General features: G+C 69.2%; 20 protein-coding genes and 1 riboswitch. Of the genes, 6 read left to right on the plus strand and 14 right to left on the minus strand.

Annotation, left to right across the window (positions count from 1 at the left end; all coding sequences use genetic code 11):
- Positions 1-96 precede the first annotated feature (96 nt).
- The 7 genes from BLS25_RS00420 to BLS25_RS00450 all read right to left on the minus strand — a co-directional run bounded on the left by BLS25_RS00420 (position 97) and on the right by BLS25_RS00450 (position 5,954).
- The gene (locus BLS25_RS00420; RefSeq protein WP_056226721.1) at positions 97-450 is read right to left on the minus strand and encodes a hypothetical protein; all 354 of its coding nucleotides are present in this window, start codon (positions 448-450) and stop codon (positions 97-99) included.
- A gap of 231 nt (positions 451-681) precedes the next feature.
- Positions 682-1,155 (minus strand): 6,7-dimethyl-8-ribityllumazine synthase, encoded by a 474-nt coding sequence (gene ribH / locus BLS25_RS00425; protein ID WP_056226723.1) that lies wholly within the window; start codon positions 1,153-1,155, stop codon positions 682-684.
- A complete protein-coding gene (locus tag BLS25_RS00430) occupies positions 1,155-2,423 on the minus strand; it encodes a bifunctional 3,4-dihydroxy-2-butanone-4-phosphate synthase/GTP cyclohydrolase II (protein ID WP_074694067.1) in 1,269 nt (422 codons plus the stop codon). Before BLS25_RS00430 ends, ribH begins: the two co-directional genes overlap by 1 nt.
- The gene (locus tag BLS25_RS00435) at positions 2,420-3,076 is read right to left on the minus strand and encodes a riboflavin synthase (RefSeq protein WP_056226728.1); all 657 of its coding nucleotides are present in this window, start codon (positions 3,074-3,076) and stop codon (positions 2,420-2,422) included. The genes BLS25_RS00430 and BLS25_RS00435 overlap by 4 nt, the downstream gene beginning before the upstream one ends.
- A complete protein-coding gene (gene ribD / locus BLS25_RS00440; protein ID WP_056226730.1) occupies positions 3,076-4,149 on the minus strand; it encodes a bifunctional diaminohydroxyphosphoribosylaminopyrimidine deaminase/5-amino-6-(5-phosphoribosylamino)uracil reductase RibD in 1,074 nt (357 codons plus the stop codon). The genes BLS25_RS00435 and ribD overlap by 1 nt, the downstream gene beginning before the upstream one ends.
- Before the next feature lie 56 nt (positions 4,150-4,205).
- Positions 4,206-4,354, minus strand: a riboswitch (FMN riboswitch).
- A 126-nt stretch (positions 4,355-4,480) separates the two neighbouring features.
- Positions 4,481-5,344 (minus strand): Fpg/Nei family DNA glycosylase, encoded by an 864-nt coding sequence (locus BLS25_RS00445; RefSeq protein ID WP_074694068.1) that lies wholly within the window; start codon positions 5,342-5,344, stop codon positions 4,481-4,483.
- A gap of 46 nt (positions 5,345-5,390) precedes the next feature.
- On the minus strand, positions 5,391-5,954 hold the full coding sequence (locus BLS25_RS00450) for a GNAT family N-acetyltransferase (RefSeq protein WP_074694069.1): 564 nt from the start codon (positions 5,952-5,954) through the stop codon (positions 5,391-5,393).
- 710 nt (positions 5,955-6,664) lie between these two features.
- On the opposite strand from BLS25_RS00450, the gene BLS25_RS17080 reads away from it, so the two are divergent.
- Complete coding sequence (locus BLS25_RS17080; protein ID WP_235556944.1) at positions 6,665-6,937, plus strand: DUF559 domain-containing protein; 273 nt, start codon at positions 6,665-6,667, stop codon at positions 6,935-6,937.
- 172 nt (positions 6,938-7,109) lie between these two features.
- Here the strand turns inward: BLS25_RS17080 and trpS are convergent, their stop codons facing one another.
- From trpS to sdhC, 7 genes are all read right to left on the minus strand, one after another.
- On the minus strand, positions 7,110-8,114 hold the full coding sequence (gene trpS, locus BLS25_RS00460; protein ID WP_074694071.1) for a tryptophan--tRNA ligase: 1,005 nt from the start codon (positions 8,112-8,114) through the stop codon (positions 7,110-7,112).
- A gap of 229 nt (positions 8,115-8,343) precedes the next feature.
- Positions 8,344-9,192, minus strand: a complete 849-nt coding sequence (locus BLS25_RS00465) for an exodeoxyribonuclease III (RefSeq protein WP_056226738.1) — start codon at positions 9,190-9,192, stop codon at positions 8,344-8,346.
- A gap of 175 nt (positions 9,193-9,367) precedes the next feature.
- The gene (locus BLS25_RS00470) at positions 9,368-10,567 is read right to left on the minus strand and encodes a YihY/virulence factor BrkB family protein (RefSeq protein WP_081349632.1); all 1,200 of its coding nucleotides are present in this window, start codon (positions 10,565-10,567) and stop codon (positions 9,368-9,370) included.
- A gap of 234 nt (positions 10,568-10,801) precedes the next feature.
- Positions 10,802-11,587 (minus strand): succinate dehydrogenase iron-sulfur subunit, encoded by a 786-nt coding sequence (locus tag BLS25_RS00475; RefSeq protein ID WP_056226742.1) that lies wholly within the window; start codon positions 11,585-11,587, stop codon positions 10,802-10,804.
- Position 11,588: 1 nt separating this feature from the next.
- Entirely contained in the window at positions 11,589-13,418 is a 1,830-nt protein-coding gene (gene sdhA / locus BLS25_RS00480) for a succinate dehydrogenase flavoprotein subunit (protein WP_074694072.1), read from the minus strand.
- A gap of 46 nt (positions 13,419-13,464) precedes the next feature.
- Positions 13,465-13,923 carry a succinate dehydrogenase hydrophobic membrane anchor subunit gene (locus BLS25_RS00485; protein WP_056226744.1) on the minus strand — a complete coding sequence of 153 codons (459 nt, stop codon included), beginning with the start codon at positions 13,921-13,923 and terminating at the stop codon, positions 13,465-13,467.
- On the minus strand, positions 13,923-14,357 hold the full coding sequence (gene sdhC / locus BLS25_RS00490) for a succinate dehydrogenase, cytochrome b556 subunit (protein WP_013583715.1): 435 nt from the start codon (positions 14,355-14,357) through the stop codon (positions 13,923-13,925). The genes BLS25_RS00485 and sdhC overlap by 1 nt, the downstream gene beginning before the upstream one ends.
- A 215-nt stretch (positions 14,358-14,572) precedes the next feature.
- Between sdhC and BLS25_RS00495 the strand changes: the two genes are divergently transcribed.
- The 5 genes from BLS25_RS00495 (at position 14,573) to BLS25_RS00515 (ending at position 21,437) form a co-directional block, all read left to right on the plus strand.
- The gene (locus tag BLS25_RS00495; RefSeq protein ID WP_056226747.1) at positions 14,573-15,691 is read left to right on the plus strand and encodes a mannose-1-phosphate guanylyltransferase; all 1,119 of its coding nucleotides are present in this window, start codon (positions 14,573-14,575) and stop codon (positions 15,689-15,691) included.
- A 258-nt stretch (positions 15,692-15,949) separates the two neighbouring features.
- Complete coding sequence (locus BLS25_RS00500; protein ID WP_056228365.1) at positions 15,950-17,023, plus strand: BMP family lipoprotein; 1,074 nt, start codon at positions 15,950-15,952, stop codon at positions 17,021-17,023.
- A gap of 297 nt (positions 17,024-17,320) precedes the next feature.
- Positions 17,321-18,838: an ABC transporter ATP-binding protein gene (locus BLS25_RS00505; protein ID WP_074694073.1), complete on the plus strand. Its 1,518-nt coding sequence runs from the start codon at positions 17,321-17,323 to the stop codon at positions 18,836-18,838.
- Positions 18,835-20,163 (plus strand): ABC transporter permease, encoded by a 1,329-nt coding sequence (locus tag BLS25_RS00510; RefSeq protein ID WP_074694074.1) that lies wholly within the window; start codon positions 18,835-18,837, stop codon positions 20,161-20,163. Before BLS25_RS00505 ends, BLS25_RS00510 begins: the two co-directional genes overlap by 4 nt.
- Entirely contained in the window at positions 20,160-21,437 is a 1,278-nt protein-coding gene (locus BLS25_RS00515) for an ABC transporter permease (protein WP_056226749.1), read from the plus strand. Before BLS25_RS00510 ends, BLS25_RS00515 begins: the two co-directional genes overlap by 4 nt.
- Positions 21,438-21,454: the final 17 nt, after the last annotated feature.

Consider the following 21,454-nt stretch of genomic DNA (forward strand, 5'->3'; position numbering starts at 1 on the left):
CGGGTGCGCGAGGGAGCACCGGAAACGTCTCCGAGTGGGGGGCGTTAGACCCTCCAGTCTATGCGCGTGCTGAGTGGATGCCGACGAGCGGCGTCGTCAGTGCCAGATCACCGCGAGACCGGCGTTGAGCAAAGCCAGGATGCCGATCGGCCAGAAGATCGCCGGCGACAGCGACCCGTTGCGCTTCTGTCGGGCCGAACCGATGCCCAGCAGTGCGCCGATGACGAGCAGGACAACGAGCTTGATGCCGATCTTGGCGTAGTTGAGCTCGTGATCGAGGCCCCACGGCGCTGAGAGCGCCAGGCCCGTGACCAGGGAGATGAGGAGGGCGTAGTTCATCAACGAGGTGACGCGCGCCCGGCGGCTGACCGCCTCGACGACCCACGCGCCGAAGAGGATGGCGAAGCCGACGAGGTGGACGAGGACGACGACGCTGCGCAGGATCTCCATACCCGACAGGGTAGGGACGCGGCGCGTCACCCGCCAGGAAGGGGGGCCTCACCGCGGGCGCTTCCTGACCCGCGCGCACGGCCCCGGACCCGCGAGCGGCCCTGAGGCTGTCGAAGGGCGCGCCCCGACGCGCGGACCTCGGTGGCGTCGACGGGCTCAGCCACCCGCACCCCTCGGACGAGAACGGGCCCGGCGACCGCAGAGGTCACCGGGCCCGTCAGGAACGACGCGTCAGCCGCGCAGCTCCCGCAGAACGAGGGCGGTGCGGATCGCGGCATCCGCGGCCTCTTCGCCCTTGTCCTCCTTGGAGCCTTCGAGCCCCGCACGGTCGAGGCCCTGCTGCTCGTCGTCCAGCGTCAGCACGCCGAAGCCGACCGGCTTGCCGGCGTCGAGGGCCACGCGGGTCAGACCGTCGGTGGCCGCCGACGAGACGAACTCGAAGTGCGGCGTGCCGCCCCGGATGATCACGCCCAGGGCCACCACGGCATCCGCTCCGCCCTCGAATGCCGCGCTGGCGGCGACGGGGAGCTCGAACGAGCCGGGCACGCGCACGACGCGGTAGGTCGCACCGGTCGCGTCGAGCACGCGCTTCGCGCCCGCGATCAGACCGTTCGTGATGACCTCGTGCCACGTTCCCGCGACCACGACGACGTTCAGGCCCGACGCGTCGACGCCGCCGGTCTCGGGTGCTCCACTGCCGGCCATCAGGCGCTCTCTTCCTTCATGTGCGCGAGGGCATCGCGCAGGTCGTCCTCGGCGATGATGTGACCCATCCGGTCGCGCTTCGTCTCGAGGTACTGGTGGTTGTTCGGGCCGACGCCCACGAGCAGCGGAACCTGCTCGACGACATCGAGACCGAAGCCGCGCAGCTGCGCGACCTTGTCGGTGTTGTTCGTCAGCAGCCGCACCTTCTCGACGCCGAGGTCGGTCAGGATGCCGGCGGCGGCGGCGTAATCGCGCGCGTCGGCGGGCAGGCCGAGGGCGAGGTTGGCGTCGACGGTGTCCATGCCGCGCTCCTGCAGGTTGTAGGCGCGCAGCTTGTTGATGAGGCCGATGCCGCGACCCTCGTGACCGCGCATGTAGATCACGATGCCGCCGTCGCGGTCGATCGTGTCGAGAGCCGCCTCGAGCTGCGGCCCGCACTCGCACTTCAGCGAACCGAACGCCTCGCCCGTCAGGCACTCCGAGTGCACGCGCACGAGGGGCGCCGTCTCGGTGAGGTCGCCCGAGACCACCGCCAGGTGGTCGGTGCCGGTGATGCGGTCCTTATAGGCGAGGAAGCGGAAGGTGCCGTGCGAGGTGGGGACGTTCGACTCGGCGCGCAGGCTCACGCGGCGGCGGGCGGGCGCGGTGGCGGGCAGCGGGTCGGTCTCGTTGAGGTGACCGATGAGCTGTTCGATCGTGATGACCGGGATGCCGTCGCGCTCGCCGAGCTCGAACAGTCCGGGCAGGCGCATCATGCTGCCGTCCTCGGCGACGACCTCGGCGATCGCACCGACGGGCTCGAGCCCCGCGAGGCGCATGAGATCGACGGCGGCCTCCGTGTGCCCCGCGCGCTCGCGCACGCCGCCATCGACGGCGCGCAGCGGCAGCACGTGTCCGGGACGGATGAGGCTGGTCGGAACCGACGCGGGGTCGGACAGCACGTTGAGGGTGCGCGCGCGGTCGGCGGCACTGATCCCGGTGGTGACTCCGGATGCCGCGTCCACGCTGACCGTGTACGCGGTGCCGCGGGCGTCCTGGTTGACCTCGACCATGGGCGGCAGGTCGAGACGGTCGGCCCACTCGGCGGGCATGGGGGCGCAGACGTAACCGCTGGACCAGCGGACGGTCCAGGCGAGCCACTCGGGGGTCGCGAGCTGCGCCGAGATGATGACGTCGCCCTCGTTCTCGCGGTTCTCGTCGTCGGCGACCAGGATCGGCCGCCCCTGACGCAGGGCTTCCAGGGCCTCGGGGATGGTGGACAGGCTCATCGGGAGCCCCTCTCGGTCTGTGCGGCGGTCGCCGCGGGATTCTCTGTCGTGCGGAAGGCGAGCATGCGCTGGACATGACGGGCCAGGATGTCGGTTTCGAGGTTCACGGGCGTGCCGGCTTCGGCGCGGCCGAGTGTCGTGGCCTCGAGGGTTTCGGGGATGAGCGAGACCTCCAGCCACGGCTCGGGCTCGGAGGCTTCGCTCACGGCGCTCACGGTGAGCGAGACGCCGTCGATCGCGATTGACCCCTTGTCGACCACGAGGGGGGCGAGGGGGGACGGGATGCCGACGCGCACGACGCTCCACTGCGCTCCGGGCCGCACCTCGCGCACGACACCGGTGCCGTCGATGTGGCCCTGCACGATGTGCCCGCCCAGGCGGCCGTGCGCGGCGGTCGCGCGCTCGAGGTTGACCGCGCGGCCCGGGGCGACGTCGGCGAGCGTCGACATGTCGAGGGTCTGCTTCATCACGTCGGCGGTGAACCAGTCGTCGCCCTGATCGACGACGGTGAGGCACACACCGCTCACCGAGATCGAGTCGCCGTGGCCGGCGTCCGACACCGACAGGGGGGCGCGCAGCGTCAGGCGCACGCCGTCGCCCGAGGGCTCGACGGCCGTGACGGCCCCGATCTCTTCGACGATTCCGGTGAACATCAGGCGTCTCCTTCGTTCTCGCCCGCGGTCGCGGGCACAGTCTCGGTGCTTTCGGGTGCGGTCTCGGCTGGGCGGGCGACGATCAGCAGGTCGTCGCCGAGGGAGGTGACGGATGCCACCGCCAGGCGCTTCGCCGCGTCGATGCTCGGCACGCCGACGTCTCCGAGTGCGAGGCGCGAACCGCCGAGCAACACGGGCGCGATGTAGACGAGCAGCTCGTCGGCGAGGCCTTCGCGCACGAAGGCGCTCGCGAGGGTCGGCCCGCCCTCTACGAACACGCGCTGCACGCCCTGCTCGGCGAGATCGGCGAGCACCGCGCGCAGGTCGCGCGTCGAGCAGAACAGGGGGTCGCGCGGGTGGCGGCGCACCGCGGCATCCGGAGCCGTTTCGCTCTCGCCGATGATGACCGGCATCGGCTGGTCCTCGAGCAGCGTCCCGTCATCCGCTCGCGCGGTCAGCGCCGGATCATCGGAACGGACGGTGCCGGTGCCGGCGACGATCGCGTCCGCCTGCGCGCGGCGCGCGTGCACGTCGCGGCGGGCGTCGGGTCCGGTGATCCATTGGCTCGTGCCGTCATCGGCCGCGGCGCGACCGTCGAGGCTCTGCGCCCACTTCACGATGACGTGCGGGCGGCCGCTGCGTTGCAGGTGCGTCCAGTCGGCGACGAGCGCCTCGGCGGCATCCGCCTCGGGTCCCGCCTCGACGTCGACCCCGGCTGCGCGCAGGCGGTCTGCTCCACCGGCCGCCGCGTCGGTGGGGTCGTCGAGCGCGTAGACCACGCGGGCGATGCCCGCCTCGATGAGCGCGACAGCGCACGGGCCGGTGCGACCGGTGTGATTGCACGGCTCCAGGGTCACCACGGCAGTGGCGCCTTGTGCGGCACCGGGGGCGAGCTTCGACAGCGCGTCGACCTCGGCGTGGGCGGTGCCGGCGCCGCGATGGAATCCCTCGGCGACAACCTCACCCGCAGGCGACAGGATCACGGCGCCCACCTGGGGGTTGAGCCCGCGCGGGCCGCGCCGGGCGAGCTGCAGAGCTCGCCGCATGGCGTCGATCTCGACGGCGGATGCCATTTCCTTGTCCTTCCCGCGGAGTCGGGGCAGGGCCAGCGGGAAGGCGTGTCGCGCCGTCCGTGCTGCCTCCTATCCGGACTAGCGAGGGCTCACCCTCGCATCACCGTCGGTCCCGGAATTCCACCGGATCGGCCCCACCGCGTGAGCGGAGGGGTTCGCGGACTGTCACCGCCGGTTCGGATTCTCACCGACCCCGGAGCACGTTTTTGCACTTCTGATCCTACTCAACGTGCCTCTCGCGGTTTCATTCCCGGTCATACGGCGACGTTTCGTGGTCGCTCTCTCCGGCCCCCGCGGCGCTGCGTCTCGCACCCCGCGTCTCGCGATGCGGTCACTTGAGCAGTCGCGACAGTCGACGGTCGGCGAGCAGCTTGCCGCCGGTCTGGCAGGTGGGGCAGTACTCGAGGGAGTTGTCGGCGAAGAACACGCTGCGAACCTCGTCGCCGCACACCGGGCACGCCTCGCCGCGGCGTCCGTGCACGCGCATGCCGCGACGCTTGGCGTCCTTCAACTCGGCCGGGGGCTTGCCGCGTGCCGCGTCGATCGCCTCGGCCAGCGTCGTCGTCATCGCGCTGTAGAGATGGTCGACCTCGGCCTCCGACAGGTTCGCGGCCAGGGCGTACGGCGACATCTTGGCCGCGTGCAGGATCTCGTCGGAATAGGCGTTGCCGACCCCCGCGACGATCGACTGATCGCGCAGCACGCCCTTGATCTGCGTGCGACGGCCCTCGAGCAGCGAGCCGAACGTCGCCCGGTCGAAGCCCTCGCTCAGCGGATCGGGACCCAGCCGTGCGATGCCCGGCACCTCGGCGGGGGAGCGCACGGCGTACACGGCGAGCGACTTCTTCGTGCCGGCCTCGGTGAGGTCGAAACCCGAGCCATCGTCGAAGCCCACGCGCAGCGCGATCGGCGTCTTGCCCGGCTTGACGATCGTCGTGGGCAGGGCGTCGTACCAGCGCAGCCACCCCGCCTTGGCGAGATGGAACACGAGATGGATGCCGGCGTCGGACGCCACGTCGACGAACTTGCCGTGGCGATCGACGCCCGTGATGCGCGCGCCGACGAGGGCCGTCAACGGCGGGTCGTACGTCTTGAGCGCGTTGATCGCCGACACGGTGGCCTTGTCGACGCGCAGCCCCGTCACCCGCCCGCGCAGGTATTCGACGAGCCCCTCGACCTCTGGCATCTCCGGCATGCGCCCATCGTGCCACCGACCTCCGACATCGGCACGGGGCCTTGCGTCAGGGTTCGAGCACCCGCCAGGGCTGGGGCGCGCGGTCGTCGTCGCGCAGCAGCCCTCCGACCCAGAGGTCGGAACGACCGAGAAAGTTCACGTGCGCGTGCCGCAGAAGCCCCTCGTAGCGGAATCCCAGCGCCCGCGCGACGCGTGCCGAGCCGGCGTTGCCGACGACCGCGCGCCACTCGATGCGCTCTATCGCCGGACGCTCGAGCGCGAAGCCCCAGCCGACGACCGCGCGCGCGGCCTCGGTCGCCAGCCCCCGCCCACGCACGCTCGGCGACACCCAGTAGCCGATCTCGGGACCGCCCGAGGGCAGCTTCGCCAGGCCCACCATGCCGACGAGTCGCCCCTCGAGGCGGATCGCCCAGGTCGCCTCCGACCCCTCGGCCCACCACCCGCGCGTCAACTCGACGAACGTCTCCGCGTCCTCAGGGAGGTACGGCGCAGGCACCGTCGTGAACCTCTGGATCGCGGCATCCTGGCATTCCGCGTGGATCGCCTCGACGTCGTTCACGCGCGGCGCCGAAAGCTCGAGGCGTGCGGTGCGCAGGATCTCCGGTTCCATCCGGCCACGCTACCGGGGGGTGTTCATGGCATAGCTCCTGCAGATCGGCCGCTGAGGGCCATACCGCTTCTGCGGGGACCGGATCTGCAGGAGTTGTGTCGCGCGCTCCGTACGACTTATCCCCAGATGTCTGCCTGGGCCGTTCCGGCCCGTCGCGAGACGGAATTCTCGGACGCATGTCCCTCGCCTCCGCCTCCTATCGCGACCTCCGTGCCAGAGGCCTGACCCGTGCCGAGATCGCCCGCGCGATCGACGACGGTCGGCTTCTTCGTCCGCGTCGCGACGCCTACCTGCCGGCCGAGTGTTCACGAGACGTGCTGCGCGCGGTGGAGCACGGAGGTCGTCTCGACTGCCTCTCCCTCCTCCGAGAGCGAGGCGTTTTCGCCCACGACGCTCAGCGGCTGCACGTGCAATTCGATCGGGAGGCCAGCCGTCTGCCACACCGGGGCCCGGACCTCCGCGCGCATTGGCGATCGAGCTCCGCGGCACCGCGAGAGGTACATGCGCCGCTCCCAGAGGCACTCGTACAGTCCGCCCAGTGTCAGCCGCCGCGGAGCCTTGTGGCTTCGCTGGACAGCGCGTGGAGCTCCGGTCTGATCGGGGAGCGCGAGGTGGCGGATGTCTTCAGTCGGCTGCCGCGCAGATTCCGATCGCTCCAGCGGCTCGTCGACCCCACAGCCGAATCCGGGCCTGAAACGATCGTGCGGCTCATGCTCCGCAGCCTTGGTCTGAGGTGGGAGACCCAGGTCCGAATTCCCCTCGTCGGTCGCGTCGACTTCGTCGTGGAGAGGTGGCTCATCATCGAATGCGACAGCAAGGCCCACCACTCCTCTTGGGACGCCCAGCGTGAGGACCGCCGGCGCGATCGAGCCGCTGCCGCGGCAGGCTACGCGACTCTCCGCCTCCTCGCGGAGGAGATCCTGTACCAACCGGACATGGTGCGGGCGGCGATCGCGGGCCTCGCGTCCCGTCATCGGCGGTGATCCGGGGAGCCCGTTGTCGCGCGCACAACTCCTGCACATCGTGGCTTCAAGCGGGCGAAGGGTGTGGATGAGGCGGGATCTGCAGGAGTTGTGCCGCGCGCGTCGAGCCCCCCCCGAAACGGCAACGCCCGCACGACTCGGAGAGTCGTGCGGGCGTCGGACAGACGCAGGATCAGCCGCGGCGGAGCAGACCGATGCGGTCGTACACGTCGGTGAGGGTCTTCTCGGCGACGGATGCCGCCTTGCCGGCGTTCACGGCGAGCACGCGGTCGAGCTCGGCGGGGTCGTCGAGCAGTTCCATCGCCCGCGCGCGCACCGGCTCGAACTCGTTCACGACGACCTCGGCGAGGCCCTTCTTGAAGTCGCCGTAGCCGCGACCGGCGTACTCGTCTTCGATCGAGGTGATCTCGCGGCCGGTGAGGGCCGAGTAGATGACCAGCAGGTTCGAGACGCCGGGCTTCGCCTCGCGGTCGAAGCGCACTGACCCCTCGGAGTCGGTCATGGCGCGCATGATCTTCTTCGCGCTGACCTTGGGATCGTCGAGAAGCCACAGCACGCCCGCGTCGGACTCGGCCGACTTCGACATCTTGGCCATGGGGTTCTGCAGGTCGTAGATGCGGGCGGTCTCGCGCTGGATCACGGGCTTGGGGACCGTGAAGGTCTCGCCGAAGCGCTGGTTGAAGCGCTCGGCGAGGTCGCGGGTGAGCTCGATGTGCTGCTTCTGGTCGTCGCCGACGGGCACGACATCGGTCTGGTACAGCAGGATGTCGGCGGCCATCAGCACCGGGTAGGTGAAGAGTCCGACGTTGGTGGCGTCCGTCCCGTAGCGGGCCGACTTGTCCTTGAACTGCGTCATGCGCCCGGCCTCGCCGAAGCCCGTGAGGGTCGACAGCACCCACTGCAGCTCGGCGTGCGCGGGCACGTGCGACTGCACGTAAAGCGTCGAGCGCGAGGGCTCGATGCCGGCGGCGATGTACTGGGCGGCGGTGCGGCGGGTCTTCTCGCGGCGCTCGGCGGGGTCGCCCGGCTGCGTCAGGGCGTGCAGGTCGACGACCGAGAAGAAGGCGTCGTACTGGTCCTGGAGGTCGCGCCACTGCAGGAGAGCCCCGATGTAGTTGCCGATCTGAAGGCTGTCGGCGGAGGGCTGCATTCCGGAGTAGAGGCGCTCGGTGGTCACCGTACGATCCTAGGCGGCGTGCGCGGGACGTTCCTGCCGTCGAAGCGGTTTCCTGGATGCCGACACCCGGCCCGCCGGGCGATCTGGGACACCGCCCTCGGCGCAGGACGACCCGGATGCCGGTGTCGCGGGCCTGACGCGCCCCGGGCCGGACACCCCGACGCTCCGGGCCGGACACCCGCGCGCCCCGGGCCGCGGGCGCCCCGCGTCCTCGGGGAAGCCCTCGGTGTCAGCGCCCGAGCGTGTAGTCGACGATCACGGGGGAGTGGTCGCTCCACCGGGTGTCGTACGACGGGGCGCGGTCGACCCGGTACGACGTCACGCGCTCGCCCAGGGCGGGCGTGGCGACGTGGTAGTCGATTCGCCAGCCGCTGTCGGTGTCGAACGCCTTTCCGCGCATCGACCAGAACGTGTACGGACCGTCGACCTCGCCCATGGCGCGGCGGCCGACGTCGATCCAGCCGAGGCCCGTGCCGGTGGAGCCGTCGACGCCCTCGACCTGCTCGCCCGCGGGGCCGAAGAAGCGGTCGAAGTACGCACGCTCGCGCGGGAGGAACCCGGCGTTCTTGCGGTTGCCGCGCCAGTTCTTGATGTCGAGCTCGCGGTGACCCACGTTGAGGTCGCCGGTCACGAGGGCCAGCTCGCGCTCGGTCTTCAGCTCGGCGAGGCGACGCTCCATCGCGTCGAGGAAGAGCCACTTCGCGTCTTGCTTGGGGGTGTCGACCTCGCCGCTGTGCACGTAGGCGCTGACGATGGTGATGGTCTCGCCATCGATGTCGAAGTCGGTCTCGATCCAGCGGCCCGACGCGTCGAGCGGCTCGGGGCCGAGGTGCGTGCGGGTCTCGACGCCGGGCAGACGGCTGATGATGGCGACTCCCGCCCGCCCCTTCGCGAGGGCTTCGTCGTTGACGATCTCCCACCCCGGCAGGGCCTCGGCGAGCTGGTCGGCGGTGGCCCGCACCTCTTGCAGAGTGACGATGTCGGCGCCCGAGGCGTCGAGCCACTCGACCATGCCCTTGCGGACGGCGGCACGGATGCCATTGACGTTGACGGAGACGATACGCACGGAACGAGCCACCCGACGAGCCTATCGACGACCTCCGACATCGGGCCCGCCGAGAGGGGCCTGCAGAGCGAACGCCACCGAGAGAGGGCCGCTGGGGGAGGGCCTACCGAGGGAGCACCCGCCGAGAGAGACCATCGACAGGCGGCCGGCCGAGACAGCGCGTCCACCAACGGCGCCTGCCGCCGGATCAGTCCGGAATGAGGGACACTCGACGCGGTGCCGGGACGTCGGCCCGCGCCCGTGCCAGCTGCTTCTCCGCCGTGTTCAGTCTGCGCTTGGCCCGCCACCGCCACGGCCAGTGCGAGAGAGCAAGTTCCTTCTGCGCCTCACGCACCCCCACCTGGGCGGCGATGACGAGGGCGGCCTGTTCCATCGCGAGTCGGTCCTCGGGAGAACGGAGCGGCACGTCGCGGTCTCCCGCGGCGACGGCGATCCAGGCGGCCGAGACGAGGATCACGATGCCGATGAAGCGGAACCACAGCAGGAATCCGATCAGCACGGTGAAGGTGGCCAGCAGCGGGTTCGAGGGTGTGTAGACGAAGAGGAAGCCCGCGGCGACCTGCAGCACCACCATCCCGGTCGCGCCGACGAGCGCCCCCGGCCAGGCGCGGCGCCAGGTGAGGGTCGTGCCGGTGAGGAACCGGAAGAGCGATGCGAGCGCGACGGTGTTCACGCCGAAGGCCACGACGAGCGACACGATCCGTGCGCCGATCGACCAGCCGAGGGTCTCTCGATCCCACCCGATCAGCCCGAACACGAGATCGACGGCGCCGGTGGTGATCGAGCCGAGCAGTGCGCCCACGAGCAGGGCGATGCCGAAGAGGATCGACGCGACCAGGTCGCGGGCTTTCAGCAGCACGTAGTTGCGCAGGTCGAAGGGCAGTCCGAACGTGTCGCGCACGGCGCGGCGGGTGAAGGTGACGAAGCCGATCGCCGTCCACACGACCACGACGACGGCCACGATGCCCGTGATGGTGAGCAGTCGACCGCTCTCCTGGGCGACGGCTTCGACTTGCTCGCGTTTGACCAGCCCGTTCTCGCTGATGATCCCGGGGATGTAGCTGTTGACGATGTGGATGAGCCCGTCGATCGCCGTCTTGCTTCCGCCCAGCCAGATCCCGACCCCGGCGAACGCGAGGTACAGCGCCGAGAACACGGCGAAGAGCGCCTGGTAGCTCATGCCGGCGGCGAGCAGGAAGCCGTTGTGGCGTAGAAAGTGCCGCCAGACGCGGATCGGGAACCACTCCGCGATTTTCGCGGCACGCGCGATGGGTTCGTCCAACCGCTCGCGCACGGCCGTCTGCGCCGCCTCGAGACGTTCCCGTAGCGAGCTGTCGTCGTCGCGCACCGCGGGCAGCGGCCGCGGGTCGTGGCGGTGATCGGTCACCGGAAAAGCCTAATGAATGGATGCCGCGGCCCCGGCCGTTCCGTGGAGCCACGGCATCCGGCCCCTTTCTACCCGCGCGTGGGTCGCCGGAGAATGTCGCCTCGGCCATGCCCGAAGCGACGGGATCTCGGCGACTTGCGCGCGCAACGTGGGCGGAAACGCCGAACGGCGGGGCGCCGACCCCATGAGACGAGCTCAGGGACCGGGCGCACCCGCCGTTCGCGAGGCTGAGGGTTAGCGACCGCCGCGCAGGACGGCCTGCTTGACCTCGGCGATGGCCTTGGTGACCTCGATGCCGCGGGGGCACGCCTCGGTGCAGTTGAAGGTGGTGCGGCAGCGCCACACGCCCTCTTTGTCGTTGAGGATGTCGAGGCGCACATCGCCCGCGTCGTCGCGCGAGTCGAAGATGAAGCGGTGCGCGTTGACGATCGCGGCGGGGCCGAAGTACTGACCGTCGGTCCAGAACACGGGGCACGACGAGGTGCACGCGGCGCACAGGATGCACTTGGTGGTGTCGTCGAAGACCTCGCGGTCGACGATCGACTGCACGCGCTCCTTGCCGGCCTCGGGCTTCGAGTTCGAGATGAGGAAGGGCTGAACCTCGCGGTAGGAGGCGAAGAACGGCTCCATGTCGACGATGAGGTCCTTCTCGAGGGGCAGACCCTTGATGGCCTCGACGTAGATCGGCTGCGAGATGTCGAGATCCTTGATCAGCGTCTTGCAGGCGAGGCGGTTGCGGCCGTTGATGCGCATGGCATCCGATCCGCAGATGCCGTGCGCGCAGGAGCGGCGGAACGACAGCGAGCCGTCGGTCTCCCACTTGATCTTGTGCAGCGCGTCGAGCACGCGGTCGGTGGAGTAGAGCTCCACGTCGTAATCGACCCAACGCGGCTCGTCGTCGACCTCGGGGTCGAAGCGGCGGATGTTGAAGGTGACCAGGAACGACTGGATCCCGGTGTCTTCGGGGGTCTCCGCGACCTCGTCCGAGGTGTCGACCTGTTCGATGACGGTGGATGCCATCTCAGTACTTCCTCTCCAGCGGCGGGTAGCGCAGCTCCCCGGCCTCGTTCTTGGTGAACACCACGGGCTTCCAGCCGAGTTCGATGTGATCGGCGGGGTGCGACGAGTGGGGGTCGCCCGACAGGTACGCCATGGTGTGCTGCATGTAGTTCTCGTCGTCGCGCGTGGGGAAGTCGTCGCGCATGTGACCGCCACGGCTCTCTTCGCGGTTCTGCGCGGAGTAGACGACGACCTCGGCGAGGTCGAGCAGGAAGCCCAACTCGACGGCCTCGAGCAGGTCGGTGTTGAAGCGCTTGCCCTTGTCGTCGACGTGGATGTTCTTGTAGCGCTCGCGCAGGTCGGCGATCACGTCCATGACGTGGGCCAGCGACTCGTGCGTGCGGAAGACCTGCGCGCCCTTGTCCATCTCGTCCTGCAGCGTCTTGCGGAGCACCGCGATGCGCTCGGTGCCGCTGTTGTTGCGCAGACCCTCGATGAGCCCGCGCACCTCGGCGGCGGGGTCTTCGGGAAGCGGCACGAAGTCGGCGGTCTTGACGTACTCGACGGCGTTGCGGCCGGCGCGCTTGCCGAACACGTTGATGTCGAGCAGCGAGTTGGTGCCGAGGCGGTTCGAGCCGTGCACCGAGACGCACGCGCACTCACCGGCGGCGTACAAGCCCGGGACGACGGTGTCGTTGTCGGCGAGGACCTCGGCCTTGATGTTGGTGGGGATGCCGCCCATCGCGTAGTGCGCGGTCGGCATGACCGGCACCGGCTCGACCACCGGGTCGACGCCCAGGTACGTGCGGGCGAACTCGGTGATGTCGGGGAGCTTGGTCTCGAGGACCTCGGCGCCCAGGTGCGTGCAGTCCAGCAGCACGTAGTCGCGGTGGGGACCGGCGCCGCGGCCCTCGGCCACCTCTTGCACCATGCAGCGGGCGACGATGTCGCGAGGAGCGAGGTCCTTGATGGTGGGGGCGTAGCGCTCCATGAAGCGCTCACCGCTCGCGTTGCGCAAGATCGCGCCCTCACCGCGGGCACCCTCGGTGAGGAGGATGCCGAGACCGGCGAGACCGGTCGGGTGGAACTGGAAGAACTCCATGTCCTCGAGAGGCAGACCCTTGCGCCACACGATGCCGACGCCGTCACCGGTGAGGGTGTGGGCGTTGGAGGTGGTCTTGAAAATCTTGCCGAATCCACCGGTCGCGAAGACGACGGCCTTGGACTGGAAGACGTGCAGTTCGCCGGTGGCCAGGTCGTAGGCGACGACACCGGCGACCTGGGTCTTGCCGGCGGCGTCCTTCACCGTGATGAGGTCGAGCACGTAGAACTCGTTGAAGAAGTTGATGCCGAGCTTGACGCAGTTCTGGAACAGCGTCTGCAGGATCATGTGGCCGGTGCGGTCAGCGGCGTAGCAGGCGCGGCGCACGGGCGTCTTGCCGTGGTCGGCGGTGTGCCCGCCGAAGCGACGCTGGTCGATCTTGCCCTCGGGCGTGCGGTTGAACGGCAGGCCCATGTTCTCGAGGTCGATGACGGCGTCGATGGCCTCTTTGGCGAGGATCTCCGCGGCATCCTGGTCGACGAGGTAGTCGCCGCCCTTGATGGTGTCGAAGGTGTGCCACTCCCAGGAGTCCTCTTCGACGTTGGCCAGCGCGGCGGCCATGCCACCCTGCGCCGCACCGGTGTGCGAACGCGTGGGGTAGAGCTTCGAGATGACGGCGGTCTTCGCGCCGGGGCCGGCCTCGATGGCCGCGCGCATGCCCGCGCCGCCGGCGCCGACGATGACGACGTCGAACTGGTGGTAGTGGACGCCGTCCTTGACGATCGAGTCCGAACTGGTCTGAGTGCTCACGTGTGCAATACCTCTGCTGTCAGGGGAGAGAAGGGATGCCGCCGGCTCACGCCGCCTGGCACACGTCCCACAGGGAGCTGCTCTCGGTCACACCGAGGCAGGGGTCGAAGGTGAAGACGACGAGCGTGCCGAGCAGGATGAGGAATCCGGCCGACACCCACAGCGATCCGACGAGGATCTTGCGGACGGTGGCGTTGCCGACGTAGTCGTTGACGATCGTGCGCATGCCGTTGGCGCCGTGGATGAGGGCGAGCCAGAGCATCAGCACGTCCCACCACTGCCAGAACGGCGAGGCGAGCTTGCCGGCGACAAACGCGAAGTCGATCTGGTGGATGCCCTCGCCCGTCATCAGGTTGACGAAGAGGTGGCCGAAGATCAGGACGATCAGCAGCACGCCGGAGGCGCGCATGTAGATCCAACCCCACTTCTCGAGGTTGGAGCCCTTCTTGCGCACGCTGGGCGTGCGGGGGGCGGGGATCGTGGCGGCTTCTTGGGCGACGGACATCAGTGGCTCCCGGTGACGGCGCTGAAGACGTTGATCAGGTGGCGCGGGGTGAACCCGAGCATCGTGACGACCCACAGGCCCAGAACGCCCCACCACAGCTGACGCTGGTGGCGCGTGGCCCAGGGCCAGAAGTCCACGAGGATGATGCGCAGGCCGTTGAACGCGTGGTACGCGATCGCGCCGACCAGGGCCACCTCGCCGAGACCCATGATCGGGTTCTTGTAGGTGCCGATGACGGCGTCGTAGGCCTCGGGCGAGACGCGGATGAGCGCCGTGTCGAGGATGTGCACCAGGAGGAAGAAGAAGATGGCGACACCGGTGATGCGGTGAAGCACCCACGACCACATTCCTTCGCGGCCCCGGTACAGAGTGCCGCGGGGCCTCTTCGAAGTGGTCTCTTTCACCGACGGCGTGGCACGTGCTGGTGCTGACACGGTCGTCCTCCCTGATCGAACACGGTGTGGGGCCTCGCACGGGCCCCGAGCGTCACACGGGCGCCCTTGAATACTACGGCCGGGCTATGAACGGCGGGGATGAGGGTCGCCTAACACTCTCTCGACATCGAGATAAATCGGATGCCGTTCACCCCTCCGTGGACGCCGCCTCGACCTCCCGTGCGTTCGCAGGCGCGACCGCTAGGGTCGGAGCCATGGCAGACCCCGCTATCGACGACTTCTACGCCGTGATCCCCGCCGGAGGGATCGGCAGCCGCCTCTGGCCTCTCTCCCGTGCCGACGCTCCGAAATTCCTCCACGATCTGACCGGTTCGGGTCAGACGTTGCTGCGCGACACGTGGGACCGGCTCGGCCCGCTCTCCGGCGAGGGGCGCATCGCGGTCGTCACCGGTCGCGCGCACCGGGCGGCCGTCGAGCGGGAACTCCCGGGGGTCCCCGACCACAACGTCTTCCTCGAGTCGGAACCCCGTGATTCCTCGGCGGCCATCGGCCTCGCCGCGGCGATCCTCGTCCGCCGAGAGCCCGACGTCATCATCGGTTCGTTCGCGGCCGACCATGTCATCCGTCAGACTCGCCAGTTCGAGTTCGCCGTGCGTCAGGCCGTCGCGGTCGCCCGCGAGGGGTACATCTGCACGATCGGCATCCAGCCCGCCGAAGCATCGGTCGGGTTCGGCTACATCAAGCAGGCCGGTGAGCTCATCGTCGATGGCGCTCCCGAGGCCTACCTGGTGGAACGCTTCGTCGAGAAGCCCGACCTGGACACCGCGAAGGAGTACTTCGCCGACCGCGCCTACCTCTGGAACGCGGGCATGTTCATCACGCGTGCCGACGTGCTCCTCGCCGAACTCGCCGTCAACGAGCCCGAGCTGCACGCGGGCCTGCTCGAATTGGCCGAGGCCTGGGACGACCGCGACCGTCGCGGCCCCGCCGTCGACCGCATCTGGCCGGGTCTGAAGAAGATCGCCATCGACTACTCCGTCGCAGAGCCCGCCGCAGAGAAGGGACGCCTCGCGGTCATCCCCGGCCACTTCGATTGGGACGACGTGGGCGACTTCGCGAGTTTGTCGAAGCTCAACTCCTCCGGGGGGCGCAATGAGCTCGCGATCCTGGGTGAGGACGCCCGCGTCCTCTCCGACGCTTCGAGCGGCATCGTCGTCTCGCAGACCAAGCGCGTGATCAGCCTCATCGGCGTGCGCGACATCGTGGTCGTCGACACCCCGGACGCGCTGCTGGTCACGACGAGCGAGAACGCCCAGCGGGTGAAGGGCGTCGTCGACGCGCTCAAGCTGACCGGTCGCGGCGACGTCCTCTAGGCGCCCGCCCCCTGATCGCCTCTGAGACCGGATGCCACACCTTGTGGCATCCGGTCTCGTGCGTGTCCGGGTGTGTGGCGGTGGCGTGACGCGAGATTGCGTCTTTGTAACCATTGCCGCGCGCGGGGGCTCCCGGCGCACAAGCGCGGCGACACAGTAGGTAACGTGACGGGATCGTCCCTCAAACCCGTTGGGGGCATCCGTCTTGGAGGACCATTCGTGAAGACCACGAAGAAGGCCGTCGTCAGCGGTCTCGCCATGCTCGGCGCCGCCGTGCTGCTCGCCGGTTGCGGCGCTGCGCCCGAGAGCAACGGCTCGACCGCTGCTGCCGGGGGAGACATCGTCGAGGGCTTCACCCCCTGCATCATCTCGGATGACGGTGGGTGGAACGACCGCTCGTTCAACCAGTCGGCCAAGGAAGGCATCGACAAGGCGGCGAGCGAGCTCGGCGTCAAGGCGATCGAGGTCGAGTCCAGCTCGGCGAACGACTACGCCCCGAACCTCGAGAACCTCGTCGCCGAGGGTTGCACGTTCATCGTCGCGGTGGGCTTCAAGCTCAGTGCCGACACCGTCGCTTCGGCCAAGGCCAACCCGAACCTGCAGTACGCGATCATCGACGACCGTGCCGACACCGACAACGACGGCAAGACCGACGCCCCGAACATCAAGCCGCTGCTGTTCGACACCGTCCAGGCCGCCTACCTCGGTGGCTACGCCGCCGCCGCCTACTCGGCTGAGAACGGCGTGAACAAGGTCGGCACCGTCGGTGGCATCCCGATCCCGCCCGTCACCATCTTCATGGACGGCTTCGTCGACGGCGTCAAGAAGTACGACGAGGACAAGAGCGCCAGCGTCCAGACCTTCGGCTGGGACGTCGCCGCGCAGAACGGCTCGTTCACCGGTGGCTTCGCCGCCAACGACGCGGCCAAGCAGGCTGCTCAGGGTCTGCTCGACCAGGGTGTCGACGTGCTCCTGCCCGTCGGTGGCCCGATCTACAGCAGCGCCGCCGACGCGATCCGCGACAGCGGCTCGAAGAGCGTCATGCTCGGTGTGGACTCCGACCTCGCCAAGGCCGACCCGAACGTGTCGGACCTGGTGCTGACCTCGATCCTCAAGCGCATCGACACCGCCGTGTACGACTCGGTCACGCAGGCGGCCAAGGGTGACTTCGACGTGACCCCCTACGTCGGCACGCTCGAGAACGACGGCGTCGGCCTGGCCGACTTCAACTCGAAGTTCACGCTGCCCGCCGGCCTCACCGACGAGCTGTCGGCGCTGCGCGAGCAGATCGTCTCGGGTTCGCTGAAGGTCACCTCGCCCAGCTCGCCGTGAGGCGCCGGGCCTGAGGCCCTTTGAGATCACAACCGCGGTCGCTCGGACCAGGAGTCCGAGCGGCCCCCGGGCCTGAGGCCCTTTGAGATCACAACCGCGGTCGCTCGGACCAGGAGTCCGAGCGGCCCCCGGGCCTGAGGCCCTTTGAGATCACAACCGCGGTCGCTCGGACCAGGAGTCCGAGCGGCCCCCGGGCCTGAGGCCCTTTGAGATCACAACCGCGGTCGCTCGGACCAGGAGTCCGAGCGACCGCGGTTTCTTTCCGTCTTCTTAACGTCTTCGAATAGGGTGCACAGCATGAAGCTCGAGCTCCGCGGCATCACCAAGCGGTTCGGGTCCCTGGTTGCCAACGACCACATCGATCTGGTCGTTCAGCCTGGTGAGATCCACGCTCTCCTCGGAGAGAACGGTGCCGGTAAATCCACACTCATGAACGTCCTCTACGGCCTGTACCAGGCCGATGAGGGCGAGATCCTCCTGGACGACGTCGTCCAACGTTTCCGCGGCCCGGGCGACGCCATGGCCGCGGGAATCGGCATGGTGCACCAGCACTTCATGCTCATCCCCGTCTTCACCGTGGCCGAGAACGTCATGCTCGGCCACGAGAACACCAAGGCCCTCGGCGCTCTCGATCTGAACGCGGCCCGCAAGCACGTGCGCGACGTCGCGCAGCGCTTTGGCTTCGAGGTCGACCCCGACGCCCTCGTCGGCGACCTGCCCGTGGGCGTGCAGCAGCGCGTCGAGATCATCAAGGCCCTCTCGCGGGATGCCAAGGTGCTCGTGTTCGACGAGCCCACCGCCGTCCTCACGCCGCAGGAGACCGACGAGCTCATGGGCATCATGCGGCAGCTGCGCGACGAGGGCACCTCGATCGTGTTCATCACGCACAAGCTCCGCGAGGTGCGCGAGGTCGCCGACCGCATCACCGTCGTCCGTCTCGGCAAGATCGTCGGCGAGGCCAAGCCCACTGCCAGCAACGGCGAGCTGGCATCCCTCATGGTCGGTCGTGCCGTCGAGCTCACCGTGGTCAAGGACGCACCGAAGGCGGCGGCATCCGGGGGTCTTTCCATCCGGAACCTGCGCGTCGTCACCGCCGAGGGGACCGTGGTCGTCGACGACGTCGACCTCGACGTGCGTCCCGGCGAGATCGTCGCGATCGCGGGCGTCCAGGGCAATGGCCAGACCGAACTCGTCGAGGCCATCGTCGGGCTCGCCGACGGCGTGACCGGCACCGTCGATCTCGACGGCACCGACCTCGTCGGCAAGAGCGTCCGCGCGATCCTCGACGCGGGCGTCGGCTTCGTGCCCGAGGACCGCAAAGAAGACGGACTGGTCGGCGGGTTCTCGGTCGCCGAGAACCTCATCCTCGACCGCTCCTCCGACGCGGCCTTCGTTTCCGGGGGGACGATCAAGCGCGCGGCGCTCAGCTCGTTCGCCCGCGACCGCATCGCGGAGTACGACATCCGGACGCAGTCGGCATCCACCCCGGTCGGCACCCTCTCGGGCGGCAACCAGCAGAAGGTCGTCATCGCCCGCGAGATGAGCCGTCCGCTGAAGCTGTTCGTCGCCGCCCAGCCCACCCGCGGCGTCGACGTCGGCTCGATCGAATTCATCCACAAGCAGATCGTCGCCGCGCGCGATGCGGGCGTGCCCGTGATCGTCGTGTCGACGGAGCTCGACGAGATCGCCGCCCTCGGCGACCGCATCGCGGTGATGTACCGCGGCGGCATCGTGGGCATCGTGCCGGGGAACACCCCGCGCGAGGTTCTCGGGCTCATGATGGCGGGCGAGCAGCCCGCGGAGGAGACAGCGTGAGCGGCCACATCCCGAGCACGGGCGCGAACGGGGACCCCGGTCTCCCGCCCGAGCAGCTGCCGACCGCATCCGGTCCCCTGACCGGTCACACCCCGGCCGAGACGCCGGCACCGCCCCGCACGAACCAGTTCCTCACCGAGCTGCTGCGTTCGTCGTGGATCACCACGGTGCTCGCGGTCGTCGCGGCGATGATCGTCGGCGGCATCCTGATGGCCGCCACCAACGACCAGGTGCGCACGACGTCCGCGTACTTCTTCGCGCGTCCCGGCGACATGCTGGCCGCGATCTGGAACTCGGTGTACGGCGGGTACGAGGCGCTGTTCCGCGGTGCCGTGTTCAACTCCCGCGTCGCCGACTTCGGTGCGCAGATCCGCCCCCTCACGAACACCCTCGGGTTCGCGGCTCCGCTGATCGCGGCCGGTCTCGGCGTCGCGCTGGCGTTCCGCGTCGGCCTGTTCAACATCGGTGGGCGCGGTCAGATCCTCATCGCGTGCGCGTTCGCCGGACTCGTCACGTTCAACCTCGACCTGCCGATGATCATCCAGCTGCCGCTGACGCTCATCGTCGGTATCGCCGGTGGTGCGCTCTGGGGCGGGATCGTGGGTCTGCTGAAGGCGCGCACCGGCGCGCACGAGGTCATCCTCACGATCATGCTGAACTACGTCGCCTACTACCTGGTGACGTGGATGGTGCGCACTCCGGGCCTGCTGCAGCGCCCGGCCGGTGACCAGCCGATCTCGTCGGCGACCCCCGCGAACGCGCAGTTCCCCGAGCTGTTCGGTCCGCAGTTCCCGCTGCTCGATCTCGGTTTCGTCTTCGTGATCGCCGCGACGGTCTTTGTCTGGTGGCTCATGGAGCGCTCGAGCCTGGGCTTCCGGCTCCGTGCGGTGGGGGAGAACCCCCACGCCGCGCGCGCCGCGGGAATCTCGGTGCCCCGCATGTACGTCTACGCGATGCTCTTCGCCGGTGGACTCGCGGGCCTCGCCGGCATGAACCAGATCCAGGGTGCGGTGACCACGGGCTTCGACGGTCTCATCGACTCCGGCATCGGCTTCGACGCCATCACCGTGGCCCTGCTCGGCCGCAGCCGTCCGTGGGGCGTGTTCGCCGCCGGCATCCTGTTCGGTGCCCTCAAGTCGGGCTCGTTCACCATGCAGGCGTCGCAGGGCATCCCGGTCGACATCGTGCTCGTCGTGCAGGCCCTCATCGTGCTCTTCATCGCGGCGCCGCCGCTGGTGCGCACGATCTTCTTCCTCCCCAAGAGCGAGGCCGAGCGCGCGGCCAAAGACCGGGCCAAGGCGGCCAAGAAGGCGGTGGCGGCATGACCGCGACGCATCTCGCGGATGACGCGATCCAGTTGACCACGGTGCGTGTGCGCCACATCAAGCTGGCGGTGAGCCTCGCGGTCGTGACCGTGCTGCTCGCCCTGCTGTTCGCCCTCGTCCCGCGAGACGGGCAGAGCACCTTCCGCCTCGGCGACCCGGCTTCCGACATCGACCTCGGCAGCGTCGCGGTTCCCACCGCGGTCACCAGCTGGAGCGTGCTCGTCCTGCTGGTCCTGCTCACCGCGTGGTCGGTCTGGGATGCCGTGGGCTACCGCCGCACCCCGCTCTGGCTGCCGATCGCCTTCGGCGCGCTGGCCGTCTTCGCGTTCCTGGTGTGGGCCGCGGCCGACGGACTGGTCCCCGTGACCGGTCTGCTCTTCGGAGCGCTCTCGCTCTCGGTCCCGCTCATCTTCGGCGCCCTGGGCGGCGTGATCGGCGAGCGCGTCGGTGTCGTGAACGTCGCGATCGAGGGGCAGTTTCTGTTCGGAGCGTTCAGCGCCGCGCTCGTGGCATCCCTCACCCGCAATCCCTTCCTCGGGCTCGTCGCGGCCATGGTCGGCGGCGTGCTCGTCGCGTTCGTCCTCGCGGCGTTCTCGATCAAGTACCTCGTCGACCAGGTGATCGTCGGTGTCGTGCTGAACGTGCTCGTCACGGGTCTGACCGGCTTCCTCTACGGTGCGCTGCTCGTCCCGAACGAAGACGTGCTGAACCGCCCCGAGCGTTTCCCCCGCATCGAGATCCCGCTGCTGGGCGACATCCCGATCATCGGACCGGTGCTGTTCAACCAGACCTTCATCGTCTACCTGATGTACGCCGTCGTCGCCGTGGTCGCGTGGGGCCTGTACCGCACGCGCTGGGGCCTGCGTCTGCGCGCGGTCGGCGAGCACCCCCAGGCCGCCGACACCGTCGGCATCAAGGTCAACTCGAGCCGCTTCTGGAACGTCTCGCTCGCGGGCGCCATCGCCGGCATCGGCGGGGCGTACTTCACCCTCGTCTCGGTCGGGCAGTTCACCAAAGAGATGACCGCCGGCCTGGGCTTCATCGCCCTCGCCGCCGTCATCTTCGGTCGCTGGGACCCGATCCGCGCGACGCTCGCGGCGCTGCTGTTCGGCTTCGCGACCAACCTGCAGAACCTGCTGACCGTGCTGCGCACCCCGATCCCCAGCGAGTTCATGCTCATGCTGCCCTACATCGTGACGATCATCGCGGTGGCGGGTTTCGCCGGCCAGATCCGGGGGCCCGCGGCCGCCGGAAAGCCCTACATCAAGGGCTGACCCCCTTCCCTTCACGA

The organism is Microbacterium testaceum StLB037 (assembly GCF_900104345.1).
Classification (GTDB): domain Bacteria; phylum Actinomycetota; class Actinomycetes; order Actinomycetales; family Microbacteriaceae; genus Microbacterium; species Microbacterium testaceum_A.